We start from the raw sequence: 16,933 nt of genomic DNA, 5'->3' as shown, positions 1-16,933 counted from the left end.
CGTCCTATGTCAGAACCGTCTGGTGATCAGAGCCATTTCGTTTCGGATGGGTGGCAGGGCCTGCCGATCGTCATCGCCGGTGGGCCGTTGCCGCCTGGGCAGATCGACCTGATGCGTGAGCAGGCCGCGGCATACCGGGCCTATGCGCAGCGGATTCTTATGGCCGGCGAAGGCCTGCAGCATCTGGTGGACGGGGTCGCGGACAACATCAGCCCCAGTGTCGCGGCGAAGTTCCGTGTGCACATGGCTGAGCTGAACGACGGCAGAGGCCAGGCGATCGCGGATATCGCGAACATGCAGGCGTGGAAGCTCGACGAGCAGGCCACCAATATCGACGCCGGCCGGTACGGGATCTATGTCCAGGTGGTGTGGACGCTGACGGAGTTGTCGTATATCGCGGCGAATATCTTCTTGTGGGCGACGTGGCCGTTCGTGTTGGCGCTCGGGCAGTTGATGGTCCGGTTGGTGCGGATGGGTATCAGTTACAAGACCGCTGCGATCATCGCGGCGAGGGTCGGATGGGAGGGCTTCAAGAAAGGTTTCGACAATGTCGCCGTTCAGATCACCAAGAACGGTTTCGACGATGTGCTGAGGTCGGTGTCGAAGGGGCTGGGTGAGATTCCCACGTCGGGGTACACGGTGCCGAAGCTGATCAAACAGATTCCACCGGACAGCTGGTGGCGCCGCAGCCTCAATGTCGTCGATGAAGCGGCCGAGGAAGCCGCTGAAGAGCCAGCGCAGGACATCATCAGTATGAAAGCGGCAGGTGGGAACCTCACCGCCAAGAACCTGGCGACGGCCGCGGGTCTGGGCGCGGTGGGTGGTGGCGCGGCGTCTGTCTCGGGTACCGGTGGCCGTATCGCTGGTCTGAAGGGGTCTCACAACAAGAAGCTGGTCAACGGGATTCAGTCCGGGATCGTGGCCGAGGTGGCTGCTGGTAGTGCCGGGTTGAGTGTCGGTGGCTCGCCGTTGGATATCGGGTTCGGCATCGTCAACAGTGTCGCCACCGATCCGGTGATGCACGAGGCGGAAACGAAGGCTCACACCGCTGTCCATGAGCGGCAACAGCAGGCAGGCCTGCACGGTGAGGCAGGGCCACCGCCCGCACTGACCAACCCCGACAGTCCACTCAGCAACCTCGGCCTATTGAGCGCTGTCGGCGCAGCCGGTCCAGGTTCAGTTGGTGTCACAGACCCGGTGCGTAGCGCTGGTAATCGGTCGAACGTGAGTGGTGACGGCAACCAGCCACCGGACGGTGGCGCGTCGGGCACTGGTGGTGGCAGTGGAAGTGGTCCGGTGGGGCCGCATGCCCAGCCGATCACCTCGCCGCCCAGCACGGGCCCGCTGGCGCCGGGCAACGCGTCGACGAATCAGCCGCCGCTGTCCGGCGGTGGGCAGCCAGTCACGCCGGCCGCGCCCGGCACTGGCCCGTTGGCGCCGCCCGCTCCGGGTGGCGGTCCAGTCGCGCCGTCGGTCGTGCCGCAGGGAAGCGTCGGGCCATCGGCTGGTAATTCGGGTGGCCCGATTGGTGGACCGGTTAGTGGGCCGACGAGCCTGTCGGGTGCTGGCCCAGGTTCGACCGGTGGGCCCGCCGTGTCGTCGGGGAGTCAGGGCGGTCCTGGACCGTCGGGCAATAGCCCTTCGGTGTCGTCGGGTGGCCCGGCTGGGGTGAACGGTAGTGCTGGTCCGGCGTCCACGGACGCGGCGGTGAGTGGCGGGCCGGGCACGTCGTCGAATGCCCCCGCGGTGAGTGGTTTCGGCGGTTCGGCGGGTGGGAATGGTGGGCCGGGCGGTGGTTCCGCGGGGTTGTCGAATGGTCCGGTTGGTGTGAGTGATGCGTCGGGCAGTGGTTCGGCGGCCGTTGGCGGGCTGGGTTCGTCGGGCACTGGTCAAACGGTGGACAGCGGGCCTGGTGCCGCGGGAGGTACGCCGAGCACGTCGTCGAACGGCCCGGCGGTGACTGGTGGGCCGAACTCGGCTGGTGACGTCAGCACGTCGGTCAACGCGCCTGCGATGTCTGGCTCGAACGGTGACCCAGCCAATGGGCTCGCGCATGGACCGGGAAACGTGGCCACGAGTGTCAACGGACTAGCAGGGCTGGATCCCAACAGCAGTCCCGCGGTGTCCTCCGGTCCGCAGACCCCGGCGCACGATAGCCCGAGCACGACGATCAACGACCCGAGCACCAGCCCTCCGGCGACGCCGGCCGCAAATCCCAACCCCGCCAACGTCGCACAACCGTCCAGTGGACCGGCTACGAACGCCGTCAGCAATGGTCTCGCGAGCGCTGGACAGAACACGCCAGCCGGCAGCGGCCCCACTGCCACGCCATCGGCGCACCTTCCCGTGTCCCAGACTGCCAACGGTCCAACGATGGACGAAGGCGGCCTCCCGGGGCTGGAGACAGCGGTGGTCGGCGACAACCTGCCCACTACCGAAACGGAGGCCGACTGGGACGACAACGCCTCGACCCTCCTCGGCGATGACGACAACGCCGCTGAGGATCACAACGGCACGGAACCGCAACCCATCGACAGGGACCCGGACGTCGGCGCGGAAACGCGGACGTTGGTCGGGGATGCCGGGTCGAAGAGCCTGGACGCGCAAGCCGGGCCGACAAGCCCCCTCGGTGTGCTGGGGGGGCAGTCGCTCGGCGACCGGCCGGGCAACGAGCTGTCATTCGAGCGCCCCGATGAGATGGTGTTGGACGTCCCGCCGGTCCAGGCGTACCCAGTCAAAGCCGGGTACGGCGGCACGGACGACAATGTTTCCGCGACGGGCGACGGACCGAACCCGCAGCAGCGAGGCCTTACGCCAGCGCAGGAAAACATGCGGCAGTACCGCGAACGGCCTGGCATGGAAACACCCGCGCCCGAAGCTGCTCAGCGCGCCGCGGCCACCACGGAGTCCGCGCAGGACGAACGGGATCCGGTCAGGGAGGAGCTCATCCGCACTGCCGAGCGGGTGTTCGGCAAGCGGCGTGAGGAGGACGTGGACGAGCTGCTGCGCCAGGCCGACGAGCTCATGCTCCGGGCCGGGTTCACACCACCCCCGCACTTCTTGGTCGGTCTCGACCCGGAGCAGGCCGCGCGGCTCGACGAGCGGAACCAGATCCGGTTGCAGGTCGCCTACCGATTGTTCCAGCTGCGCCAGGACCGCGATTCGATCCTCACTCCCGCGCAGGAGTTGGCCGACCAGTTCCGCCGGGAGTCCGAACTGCCACGCCCGATGTTCGGCGCCGGCGCCGGTCCGCGCCGACGGCCGGCCGATCCTGACGACCACGGCGCCCGGTTGCCTACCGCTGGCACCAGTTCGGCGGGCCTCGAATCGAAGCCGGTGGCAACACCGAACACCACCGCGATGACCACGAGCGATAACGTCATCACAGAACCCGAAATAGTTGGCTCGCCACACCCCGGACTCGCGACGGCCACCAACACAGCGTTGACGAACATCGCGCCGAAGACCGAGCCGTCAGGGACCGGGACCACGGTGAAGCCAGAAGCTGTTGCAAAGGCTGAATTCGCTGAGCACGCCGCCGGTATTCCGCCGGTCTCTCCGGTGGATGGGCGGTTCGGGAGTCCGATCACTCTGGCTGGAACAGCTTCGCCCGACACGAGCGAGGCGTGGACGGCGTCCGCGCCTCCGGTGGATGTGGCTGGTCTCGTTGCTGGAGTGGCAGGGCTTTCATTGCAGGCACAGGCAGCACCGCCGCAGAACTTCGCCGGTACGTGGTACTCATATTCCGGCGGCAACGTGAATTTCACCTTGGATCAGGTGGAAGCCCATGTTTTGAATGATCACAACGGCTCGGTGGTTGGCCTTGTTTTCCCCGTGAAGGACGGCGACCTGAGTGATCTGCGTACGTGGGCGAGCAAACGTCACCGCCTGGGTGATCACAAGTACAAGGCCGAGATCTATCCCGAGAATACTGACGATGACGGTCCTGCGCAGCTCAGGTCGCAGATTCTCGATACCCCATGGAGTGTACGCCAGCCTGGCCGTACTCCGTTCTGGACACTCATCCATTCAGTGGAGAAATCGCATGTGATCCGCATCAACGTGGCGCCGGAGGAATATCTCCCCGACTATCGATCTGTTTCCGTGGATGGGCAGACATATGGCCGAATTCTTTCGCAAATGCACGCATTCCGTGAAGCGTACGGAGCGGACCCGGACAGGCCTTTCGTCTTGATGTCGTGCTGGGCCGGTCATCCGGTGGCGTCGAGCGGGCGCGATTCCGTTCGCGCGCTCGCGGAAGCCGGATATCCGGCGGTTGTCTATGCGCCGACTGGCATCGGATATGGTCAGTCGATTAACGCGAACACCTCGAACTTGGGCGCTAGCCCGGCGTTCGACAACTTCGACTATTCGGAGCGAGCGAGTCGGGAGCAGGGCGAAGCGGCGAATCCGCCGCTGTCCAGCCGGTGGGTTCCTGGGGTGTACCGATTGGTTTCCGACCCGGTGATCACAGGGTCGCGTAAAGCCGATGGTTCGCCGATCACCTTCCAGGCGTCACAGGCTGTTTATGGCACGCTTCGTGACGACCGTGGCCGCGTGCTTGGAGTCTCCTACCCTCCTCATCCCAAATACCGAAAGCAGTTCAACGAGTACTTTGCCGTCAAGAACCGCGTGATCGATACCTCGTATGCATTGAGCTTGCAAGGCGGAATCCGCGATACGAAAAACCATACGCAGGCGCCATGGCAGGGGCGTAAACCGTTTTACCTGATTGGTCCCGGCCGAGGAGATTCCTTCCGCGTGACGATCCAGACGAATAGTCAGTTCGTCGAGACAGTCTTGTCCGGTGACCAGTACGCGACCCTCACGCACGCCATCCCGTACTTCCAGATCATGTCGAGCATCGACCGCACGCGTCCGGTCGTGGTGTTGACCGGTCAGTCCGGATTTCCCGGTTCGGGGGCCGCAAGACGCGCTGCCGGGGTGCTCGCCGATCTGGGACACCTCGGTGTGGTCTATGCGCCTACCGGGCTCGTGGATATGGACGTCAACAGCGCCAAGACCGACTCGTGGATCGGGGTGAAGGCTACTCGGCGTCCGAACGGACGGGTGGTGCCCGGTGAGTTCGTTTCGGTTTCCCGGCATGCCGAGCCGCACACGGCAGCTCCAGGGCCAGCAGGCGTTCTCGGTACGGGAGATGACAGCAAATACAGTCCGACGCTTGGCGGCGACGGGACATGGACAGCAGCGCCATCCGGTTTCTCGCAGCACACACCGTGGAACCGCGATCCCGTGACGCAATCGGACGAGCAAGCGCTTCTCGAGACCGCCAAGGCGTCGAGGCACGCCGCCCAATCCAACGTGACGACCACGAGCAGCGGCCAGCCCACCGTGATGCCTTCTTTGGCTGGTAATGCCGTGGGCTCGGGGAATGTGCCCCTGGTACCCGGTGCGCCGAAGTCAGCGGTCACCGGACAGGTTCGCCGTTCGATCTCGCAGGCTGACAGCGGCGCGCCGGGGCGGTCGGCTGGTGTTGCGGTGCCGAATCCGGCGGATTCGCAGGGTTTGCTCGTTGACGAGGACGACTTGGTCGAGTTCTCGTCGGATTCCAGCTTCGGCGGAACGCTGTCGGTCAACGGGCACCAGGCCTCGGGTCTTCCCGCCCACGGCCGGCCACTGACCGATGACGGTGGTCCGCCGAGTTCGTGGTCGAACAGCAGCACGAGTACCGGAGTGACGGAACAGGCGCTGACGGCGGACACCTCGCAGATCAGTTCCGCGGAGACTGTCCAGGGATTGTTCTCGGATGGTTCCGTGACGACCTTCACTGAAGACCAGTTGCTCCATGAAGGTCTCTACAAGCAAGCTTGGGCTGCAAAACCGGTGCTGGAGGCCGACTACAGCTATGTGCCGAACATGACGACGGAGTCGGTTCGGGAGCCTGGGACGCGAGCGGTGACTCCGATGAAGCCGGAAGCTGTTACGAAGGCTGAATTCGAGTCAAGGCCGGGCTCAGTCTCCAGAGCCGAAACCTCGGCAACGTCTGACACCGCTGGGAGAACCGACGCGACGCCGAAGACCGAGTCCGGGAAGGTCGATCCCAGCAAGCCGGACACCGAGCCAGCAACCAGAATCGAATCCATCAAGAACGAGACCAGTCTCCCTCCCATCTCCACAAGCAGTGACATTGATCGCTCCGCAGATGCGAACGTGGACCCTAGGACATCCGACCCGAAGCCCGCCTTCAGCTCTACAAGCGCGAACACGAACATCAAGGCCCCCACAGAGCTGAACCCGATCCCCCGGGCAGTGAGCAACACCGAGTGGGACCAGGGGCATTGGGAGACGGTCCGCGGCCGGGATGATTTCCGGACGCGGCTGGAGAAGGTGTCCCAATGGTTGTCACCGGGCCGGGGCCCGCTGACGGCGGACGAGCTGCGGTTGGACGAACACCGGGACAAGCCCGCGGCTCAGGTGGCGTTGAGTGTGCTCCACCGCTGGCACGAAAGCGACGAGCTCCGGGCTCGCGAACTCGCCGACCGGCTCGGTAGGGGCTTGTCCCGGCTGCGCGGCGGGGCGATCGGGATCGAAGCGGAGAGTGGCAAGAGTGTCAGGGGCGTCACCGAGGACGCGACGTTGCTCGTCAGGTCCGACTGGTACGACGTCGTCGTCGACGACGGTCGCGGTTACCCGAAGTTCGAGATCATCACGAAACCGATCTGGGCGGTACGAGGTGATGACGGCAGGCTGAATCGTGATGAGGCGCTGAACAAGGTACGAGAGGTCTACAAGAGACTCACCACCGCGCCGGATCGCACGCCACTGTCGCAGCTGTTTCCCGCGCACGAACTCACCGACGCCGGACGGAAGGCCTCGGCCGGCCACCTGGTCGAGGACCGCAGGCTTCTCCTGCATTACACGGTGGGTGTGCCACCGGCGGGTGTGCCGGCGATTCTTGAGGAGCTCAGGCAGAACACGAACCGTTTGGGAACGGACGTGACGCTGCACCGGTACGAGAACCTGAATTCCGGGCTGCAGTTCGGAGACTGGCTCGCGGCGCGTTTCGCGAACGTGCACCCAGCAGGGCTGCAAGCGCTGCGCGGTGATGCGGAGGTTCAGGCGCTGCGTGGTTTCGGCGCCGTAACTTACAACCAGGTCGCTGCCGCTGCCGCTGTTCAGGTGGTCGTCGACGAGTCGAATCCCAAGAGTTTTACCGCGGTGACGTCACGTCTGCGGTTGCAGGCCTATCGGGCGGCCCTGCCGCCTAGGGTCCGGGCCTTCCTCGACGCCCACGCGGCTGAGATCAAGGCGGAAGCCGGGCGGAGACTCAACCAGCACCGCTGGGCTCGGCCGCGGTCAGCGAGGCAGAATGTTCTCGCGTGGCCCGGCGGGCACGGTGACGGTCCCAGGTTCACCATCGGCGACTACCTCGACAACGCTTTGCGCGCGCACCCGGCCGTGCACGTCAGCCAGTATGACGTGCTGTATGTGCACACGGAATTCGACCATCTCGACACCAACGACGGCATGCGGCGAGGCGACGGCCTGGTGTTGTTGGAGCTGCGCAACTATTCGTACCGGAATCCGGATGCCCCCGACCTGCTGGGCGCCCAGTACCCGCGGCTTGAACACGTCGTCCAGCAGGCGGATCTTCTGTCCGACCGGATCAGGCGACTCGAACCGACCGCTACGGCCGCCTCGCACATCGAGGTGCCGTTCAACAACAAGCGCGACGTCTACAGTGGTCAGTCGGATGCGGAACTGCGTGACTTCGTGGCCTTGGTCGCGAAGCAGGCGGCTCTTGCTGCGGCGCGTGGGACGCATCGGACTGCGGTGTACTTCGAGGGCGGCGGCAACAAGGCGACGTTCGGCGGTCGCGATCCCGAGATGAAGGGACGCAACCGCGCGAACTCGGTCCGCACGACGGTGACCAACATGGTCAACACGCAACTGGGAGAACGCGGAGTCGATCCGGACGCTGTGCGGTATGTCACGACTTCCCGGGCGGACGGGAATTCGGCCAGCCCCTATCCGCCGACCGGCGGTGATGCGGCCGACCGGCGGCGCCGAGTGGTCGTGTGGACCAATGACGAGCAGTTGCCGCAGCCGAGTCAGGGGCCTTCTTCTGGCAGCTATGGCGGACCTGGCGGGCCGTTGACGAGTAGGCCTCCTGGCGGTGGACCGGGCGGATCCGGCGGCGGCCGGGGACGGGCGGCGTTCGCGCCGGCCGAGTCGAGTGACAGCAGTTGGACCGCGACGGACAGCAGCGGCTCGTACACCAGCAACAGCCAGTCAGACCGGGATCAGCGCACACGTCCGGGCCGCACGGCGTACACGCGGTCGTCGAACGCTGACGTCGCCCCAATCGCCGGCAGTACCACCACGGACATGATCACCGGGCAGGACGCCGACCGGAACGTGGTGACGTTCTCGCCGGCCGAAGTGCACAAGTTCCCCCTGCTGAACCACAATGGCGAGCAGGTCGGAATCAGCTACCTGGAACCGGTGGAGCAGGACAGGGCGCAACGTTGGGCTTCCCGTGCCGCGCGACTGACCGACACCATGTACCTGTCGAACCTCACCGAGGACACGTACGAGCACCCGGATGACAACGTTGTGGCACCTTGGGTCGTTTCGCAGGGTGTCCGTACGCCGTTCTATGTGGAGGCACATGGAACGCGCGCGCACTTCAGTGTTCAATTGCGGCGCACGACACCGACCGGTCCGCAGTACACCCAGATCTACTTGAATTCAGCGCAATACGCCAAGCTGATCTCGGCGGATCAGCATTTCGTGGCCGCGGCGGGTGGTGGCACCGGCCGTCCGATCGTGCTGACGTCGTGTTACACCGGGCATCCGGACGCGACCTCGGCATCCGGTCTGGTGGGACTGCTGCATGAGCGCGGTTTCGGCGGACCGTTCTACGCCCCTGCCGGAGTCGACACCGGAATCGGCTGGAAGGACAGCGAGGGGAGCTGGGGGCAGATCTCGATGACCGGGGTGAAACCGGATCGGGATCGGGCGGGCCGGGAGGTGCCTGGCGTTTATCGGCTGGTGACGAATCCCACGATCGTGGGCCGCTTCGGCGGGGTGGATATCTCGTTGCGGGCCGGCGATGTGCTTACCGTGCCGTTGGTCGACGATGAGAACAACGTCATCGGCATCGCCTTCCAGCCACATCGAGGCATAGGGGTGAATCTCAGCCAGTTCGCCACAACCGGCTACGGCAAACTTGGCCAGGAGTTCCGCGACAACGCCACGGAGGAAACGCTTCAGACGCCGTGGTCCACTCTGGATACGCCGTTCTATGTGGCCAGCCATGGTGATACGGACGGGTTCCTGGTCTCGGCGAACCGCGGTGGCGCACGAGCGATGGTGTCATTGGACGGGACACAGTTCGGGAAACTGGTGACCGCCAACCCGTGGTTCCAGATCGCGTCCAGTGACAATCCGAACCGGCCAGTGGTGTATCTGACTTCCGGTGCGGGCCGGAACCCCGAGTCGTCGATCGCTCGCGCCGCGGCCGTTGAAGCGGCCGCTGCCGGTCATCGTGGTGACTCGTTCGCGCCCAACGGCAGGTTGTTCTCGCCGACCAGCGGATCGGGCAACGATTCGTGGCACAGTGTTGCCCGGCCCGCGCTGGGAGAGCAGGCAACCTTCGAGCAGGTGCACACCGGCGTGCCGTGGGACGGCGAATTCTCCCTTCCCCCGGAGCAGCAGAAGGTCGTCGACGCCGCCGTGCAAGAGGATCGCGAAGGTGACGCTGTCTATGTCACGCGTTCCTCCCAACACGCCGCGATGCCGTCGCTGACCGACCCTTCCGGTCCGGTGGTCATCACCGGGCACGACCCGGCGACTGGGCAAGCGGTGCGGTTCGCGCCGGGTGATGCGTACAAGATTGTCCTGCAGGCCGGTACCGAACCGGTGGGCATCGGCTTCCCCCAGCGGGGCGAGGACGACAGCAGGCTCGCGACATGGGCATCCCGCCCGTTGCGCCTGTCCGACACAGCGTATGTGCCGGACTACGACGCGGAGACCAATGGCTTCAGGACCGGTCGTGTTCCCACGCCGTGGGCGTTGCAGACAGGAGTCGGGAAGCCGTTCTACGTGTGGGCGAACGGCAACGGGAACGTGTTCACCGTGGAGCTTCCCGCGCCGGACGGCTCGGACCAGTCCAGGCTGGTAGACCTGTCCAATGCGGAATACGCGAAGCTGCTGATGGCCGATCAGCACTTCGTCGCCGCTACCGGTGGTGCGCGTCCACGGCCGATCGTCTTCATGTCGGGGCACATCGCGCATCCGGACGCGAACGCGGCCACGGAACTGACGCGGCTGCTGGAAAACGGCGGCATACGAGGGCCGTTCTACGCGCCCAGCGGGGCGGATACCGGGAGGCTGTTCGACTCGGAGGAGACGCCGTGGTCGGACATCTCGTTCTCTTCGGTCGACCGGCCGCCGTTGCTGGAGGGCGACGAGCAGCAGGCTCCGGGTGTCTACCGGCGCGTGGTCGACCCTGAGATCGTGGGACACGGACCGGACGGCGAGATTCGTCGTTTCCGGGAAGCCGATGTGAAGTCGGCGGTGCTGACCAACAGAGCTGGTGAGGTGATCGGTGTCCAGTACCCCGGTGCCGATCCGGCGAACGCCACCGAGCTGAGCCTGTTCACCACGACTGCGCATCAGAACACGGGCATCGAGGTTCTCGAGAACTACGCTCGCCGCGGCCGTTTCCCCCAGTTCGACGCGCGTTTGCCGTTGTGGTCGAACAAAAAGCCGTTCTACGTGGCCGGTTATGGTGACGCGGGCGGGTTCCGGGTGACCCTGGACCCGGCTGACGGGCAACCGGGGCCGGTCACGCTGAGCGGGACGGAGTTCGGGAAGCTGGTCGCCGCCAGCCCGTGGTTCCAGATCGCTTCCGGCGCCAACCCGGTCAGGCCGGTGGTGTACCTGACGTCCGGAACCGGGCACGGGCCTTCGCCGGTTGCCGGTGCCGCAGCCGCTTCCGTTGCGTCGTACGGCCATCGCGGGGCTTCGTTCGCCCCGAACGGCGAGCTGTTCACCGAGATCGATCAGCGGGGCTCGCGGTCGTGGCACGGCGTGGGCAGGCCGGCGCCCGGTGAGCAGGGGACTTTCGTCTCGGTGCGCAGCGAAGGGGCGACGGCCAATCCCGCGCTCTCACCCGAGCAGCAGGCACTTCTGGACGCCGCCGACGCGCAGGAGACCAGCCCGGCGGTCGTGCAGGTGCGGCCGAGTCAGGCTGGTACCGAGGCCGAGCCAGAAGTGCCCTCGGTGGAGATCACCGGATTCGATCCGGAGACCGGCGACGCCGTGACGTTCTCCTCGGCCGATGTGCTCACCACCGGTTTGCGTAACCACCGAGGCGAACCGGTGGGAGTCGGTTTTCCCAAGCAGGATGGCCAGGAAGAGACTAAGTTCGTCTCCTGGGCCGCGCGGCCGTTGCCGTTGACGAACTACAAATACTCACCTGACTACGGCCAGTCGAGCCGGCTGGTCGCGACGCCATGGGCGACAAGGGGAATCACGAGTACACCGCTTTACGAGTCGGTACACGGGAACCCGGAGAACCTGGGGGTCTCGGTCCGGCAAGCGGACGGCACGTATGCCACCGCGGGCCTGTATCCGGGTGAGTACGCGAAGGTACTGCTGGCGAACACCCATTTCCATCGCGCGATGAGCGTCGATCCCAGTAGGCCGATCGTGTTCGTGTCCTGCAACTTGGGCGCACCGACCGGGGAGGCGGCGGCCGAACTGGTCAAACACCTGGAGCGGGGCTGGGTTCGCGGGCCGGTGTTCGTGCCTACCGGCATGGCCCAGATGATTCACTACAACGAGAGCCAGGGACCTTGGCAGAACATCTCGGCGGCCGGGGTGCAGCCGGGCAACGATGGCCGGGGACGCCGGGTTCCGGGTGTCTTCCGGCTGGCGGTCAACCCCCGGATCACGGGGTCCCGAGAGGGGCAGCCGTTCCGGTTCCGGCACGAGAACGTGCTCGTGCAGCCGTTGACGGACGACCTGAACAACGTCATCGGCCTCGCCTTCCCCACTGACGACTCGGGCCGGGTGACGGACCTCGACCGCTTCACCAGGGTCCTGCGGCGGGGCACAGACCGGCACATCATCAAGAACTCCGCGGGACAGGGCCGAGTCGATCCGAGTCGGGCGCCGTGGTCAGGGAAGAGTCCGTTCTACGTCGCCAGTGATGGTGGTGCGAACGGGTTCCAGGTGTCGATCCGGACGTCCGCCCGGGGCTTCGACGTGGTGACGCTGGACGGTACCGAGTTCGGCAGGCTGGTGGCCGCCAGCCCGTGGTTCCAGACGGCGTCGAGCGTCGAGCCGGACCGGCCGGTGGTGTATCTGACGTCCTCGGCGGGGCTCGGCGGGGCTTCGTCGATCTCTGGCGCGGCGGCGTCCGAACTGTCGGCGATGGGCCACTACGGGAATTCCTATGCCCCCAACGGTGTGCTGACGACACAGATCGACGAGGAACGGTCCCAGTCGTGGCATGCCGTGAGCAGGCCCGCACCGGGCAGGACCGGAACCTTCGAGACCGTGCACACGGGTACACCGTGGACGCGCGATCCCGTCATGTCCCCGGACGAGCAGGCGATCTTCGATGCCGCCAGGTCGTCAAGGCGTGCGCCGAAGGCCGACGTGACGACGATGAGCACAAGTGTCCATACCGCTCTGACTCAAGCGGCTGCGGACCATCGGGCCCAGCGTGGCGTCCACGATGTCGGCCTGCACTTGCGGATCGAAGTGCCCCTGCCGGACGGTCGTACGGTCCGCTGGACGGACCTGGTGCGGGACGCCACGGCCGCGCAGAACAGGCGGGGTCCCATGTCCCAGCGGGCTTACGTCGGCCAGGCCAGGCGCGTCGTGAGCAACGGCACCCGGATCCCGCGCCCGGCCCCTGGGTCAACTCGGGTGACCGTAGACCCGATGACCAGGCTGCACGAGGACATCGTCACCGTGATCGCCGGCCAGTTGGCGCTCGACACCGGGCGGGAGAACAACGCCAAGCAGTTGCTGGGCACTCTGCGGAGCACCTTCGGGTTGGCGGAACCGGAGTCCGCCCTGGGCGGCTGGTTGATGCGGGACAGTGATCACGCGGGTTCCGGGGCGGGCGCCGCCGTCGCGGAGCCGGCCACCCGGATCGCTGGATCGGCGACGGGGTTCCAGGGAACATTCGAGGACGGGACCCCGGTGAGCTTCACCGCGGACCAGTTGCTCACCGTGCCGCTGCACGGCGCGGACAACCAGTTGATCGGTCTAACGTTCCCCGCCGACCCTGAGACCGGCCGCAGGGCGCAGGACTGGGCTTCCAGGCCGATACGCGAGTCCGACCGCGCGTACGTCCCCGACTACCGGGACGACAAGTGGCTGGAGCCGGAAGCCCGGGTGGCGACTCCCTGGTCCGCGCGGCAGCCCGGACGTGTTCCGTTCTACCTCAACATGCACGCGACCCGGGGCGGCTTCGTCGGCGCGATCAACGTCGCGCCGCGTGGGGCGACGCCACAGTGGCGAAGCGTCGAGATGGCGGGAGCCGAGCACGGCAGGGTGATTGCCGCCAACACGAATTTCGCCGCGCTGTCCGCCGATCCCGGGCGGCCATTGGTCTACATGTCCTGCCTGAGCGGCCACCCGGACGGCGAAGCGGCGATGCAGTCGGTCCGTGTGCTGCGCGAGTCCGGGTACACCGGTGCTGTCTACGCGCCGACCGGCAAGAGCATCAGGCTCATGAGCGAGCCGAACGATTCCAGCGAGCTGCCTGACTACCAGGGCGAGCGACCGGCCAAGTACTCGTTCTACGGGGTGGAGGCGACGACGGACCGGGCGGGTCAGCCGGTCAGCGGCGTGTACCGGATGGTGGTGAACCCATCTCTGACCGGGACGGTCGCCGGCTCCGAGGTGACGTTCGACGCCACCCAGGTGCTGTCGGGCCCGTTGCGGGACAACCGCCAGAACGTCATCGGAATCGGGTTCCCGCGTGATGCGGTGGAGTTGGCGGACATGCGGTCGGCGGCGGTCAAGGCCCAGGACACCTCGGCCACCCCGTTCTACGTAGCCAGTACGGGCGGCAACCGTACCTTCGACGTCACCGTGATGCTGCCTTCGAACCAGCAGGCGAGGGTCGAGATGACCGGCGCGGAGTTCGGCAAGCTGGTGAGCGCCAGTGGGTACTTCCAGATGGCATCCGGTTCGGACATCAACCGGCCACTCGTGATGCTCCGCTCGAACGAGCCCGTCCATGACGCCGTAGCCACAGATGTCGTCGATTCGGTGCGTTCGTACGGCCACTTGGGCACGCTGTACACACCGAACAGCCACGCGGTCGCCGATCCCACCAGGCCTGCCGACTCGTCACCCGACACCACGGTCCCCGGGCCGGTGCGGGACACCGACAGCGGTGGCTTCGAACTGGAGACCGGGATCGCCGTCTCCCTGGCCGACAAGCACGACCAGTTCGCGACTGTGGTGACGGGACCGCACTTCGACATCAAGCTCGACTGGTTCAGCCACGACATCGTGGAGATCGTCAGCCATCCCGCCAAGGACTTCCCGGAAGAAGAAGCCTTCCCCGAGCCTGGTGTCGTGCACGCCGAGGTCCGCAAGGCCTACGAACTGCTGCTGGGCGCCGAGCCGCGCAAGCTGCTCACGGAACTCTTCCCGGTCGGGGACGGCTACGAGCATCCGCCGACAGCGGGCGAGGTCAGGATCGCGGCACCGGCGCCCGGCCTGGACCGGGACCGGCTGGCCTTGCACTTCACCTCGTCGGCACCGGTGATCCGGCTTCGCGACGTCTTCCGGCTGGCCGGGGACAACGCCGCGATGGCGCCAAGGAAGGTCAAGGAGTCCAACGACTTCGCCATGGCGTTCGGTGACCGCGTCGCCGCCAGGATGCTGGGCATCGACAGCCGCGCCGGGAACTTCACGCTCGACCGCTCGCTGGCCACCGAGCTTGACCGGCGGGGCACCGACGAGGTCGTCAACGGCGTACGAAGCATGGCCACGCTGGTCGCGTCCCATGGCTACATGGTCATGAGGTCGTTGTTGCGTCCTCACAAGAACAGGACGAACTACTCGCTGTTGGCGTCCCGGACCTCGTTGGCGGCGCTCTACGAGACACTGCCTCCCCCGGCACGGGAATACCTCGCCCGCAACGCGGACCAGATCCTGATGGACATCGAAGACCATTTCCGCGCCGTGCACCGAGAAGACCACATGCGTGAGATGGCGGATAGGTACGGGAAATCGGTCCGGGAGCGAGGTGGCATCCTCGCACTCAACCTCAATCCCGACAGGCAGGGGCATCCGGATCACACGCTCGCCCTTTACCTGCGGAACGGCCTTCAACCGGTCAGCCAGGACCAGGTCATCGGTCAGGACGAGGCGATCCGGATGCACTCCGTCTACCTGGACGCCTATGACCACTTCGGACGGTTGCCGATCCCGCAGGCGCTCGTCGAGTTCCGGATGTTCGGGCAGCGGCACCGCACTCTTGACGACATCCGCGCGACCAGCGACAAGATCGGCGCGTTCGCCCGTGACATCTACCTGGAAACACTCCGGGCGCGTGACATCGCGACCGGTGACACGGCCCCCGAGCCCGAGCCGTCCGCCGGGGATTCGGATTCGGATTCGGCCGCATACGCGGTCCGAGTCGGCCAGACTCCAGGTCTCCGTACGCGTGGCTGGCTGTTGACCGACGAGGACGGCCCGGCATCGCGCCATGGATCGCCGCGGTGAGCTTCGGGTTGAGGATCCGCGTCTATGTCCCTGACGGCCGCTCGTACGAGTTCGCTGCTCCCAATCCGGCAAGGGAGGGCAGCCTGCTGCGGGTCGACCCGCCGGGCCACCCGAACCTCGAACACTGGATGGCCACCGTGCCCGGACCGGGAGATGACCCCGGCCCGATGGCCGTTCAGTTCGTGCCACAGGGCGCCGCGGACCCGAATGTGAGTGGGATGCGGGAACAGCCGGCGTTCACGGCAGGGCAGCGCTACAACGCCGTGAGACGCCTCCTGATGGACCACGAACGTGCGGAGGACGTAGCCGCTGACATCGGTGCTCAGGCGGCGACGGTACGCAGGTGGCTGTCCAGCTACGACGTGTCCGCTGAGCGAGCCCGTGCGACTGTGAGCCGGCGCGGAATGGTGGTGTCTTTCGTCCCTGAGAGCCGGGCGAAACGATCGTTACGAAGAACAGGTAGGAGATTTCTGATGGCTGAGAACATGACCCCGGATTCGAACTGGGCGCTGCTGGTGGATCCGGTATGGCAGGCGGAATCGCCGGACGACATGCCTCCTGCGGAGGTGATGGTGGGCGGCTGGTTGCTGGACGACAACGGGGTGCCGGGACGGTTCACGCCCAACCCGGACTACGAGCCCGCGGCGCAGGACGGGGCGACAGATCCGACTGACGCGGTGATCCAATTGGTGACTCAGGGGATGGAGAGCGCCGAGTCGTTGATTCCGACGTTGCGGGACGCGCTCGTGGAGCTGGCTGTGACCGAGGACGGGCAGTTGCTGGTGGGACCGGCGCCGGACGGGGTTTCGTGTGTCGCGGTTGCGACCGCCGGTGTGCAGCGGCGGCGGACTCCGTTCGAGCACTGGCGTCAGGTGACAGTGGAACGGATCGTGGAAGCGCTTCCGCAGGACGTCGACATCCTGCTCAACCCGGCGGGCGCGCGACCGTTCCGTGTGGTGGCGGATACGTTGCGAACGAGCATCGCCGAGGACCCCGAGAACGATCGGGCCCGTCAGCCCCTGGAAACCAGCGACCAGTGAGCCCGGCGACAACCTTCTCGGTGATCGAGAAACTGTCTCCTCAAGGCAGGCCAGTCACAGCAACATGGCTGATTACCTCTCGGATCAGGGCAGAGTGGAAGTTGACCAGGTTGGATGATCAGGATGGGCGAGGTTCTGACGCATGCACCCCTTGCTCGCGAATC

2 protein-coding genes are annotated in these 16,933 nt (G+C 66.1%); both read left to right on the top strand.

The window, feature by feature from the left end:
* The first annotated feature begins 6 nt into the window (after positions 1 to 6).
* Positions 7 to 15,729, top strand: a complete 15,723-nt coding sequence (locus LWC34_RS45875; RefSeq protein WP_233731554.1) for a hypothetical protein — start codon at positions 7 to 9, stop codon at positions 15,727 to 15,729.
* Complete coding sequence (locus tag LWC34_RS58420; RefSeq protein ID WP_233731553.1) at positions 15,726 to 16,769, top strand: type VII secretion system-associated protein; 1,044 nt, start codon at positions 15,726 to 15,728, stop codon at positions 16,767 to 16,769. Before LWC34_RS45875 ends, LWC34_RS58420 begins: the two co-directional genes overlap by 4 nt.
* Positions 16,770 to 16,933 lie beyond the last annotated feature (164 nt).

Source organism: Kibdelosporangium philippinense (genome assembly GCF_021390435.2).
In the GTDB taxonomy this organism is placed as follows: Bacteria; Actinomycetota; Actinomycetes; order Mycobacteriales; family Pseudonocardiaceae; genus Kibdelosporangium; species Kibdelosporangium philippinense.
Note: the sequence above shows the minus strand (reverse complement) of the source record. Positions and strands in the feature narration are given on the sequence as shown.

Bases quoted from the DNA above. Each gene is read 5' to 3' on its own strand.
- LWC34_RS45875 (WP_233731554.1), top strand. From the start codon at position 7: ATGTCAGAACCGTCTGGTGATCAGAGCCATTTCGTTTCGGATGGGTGG.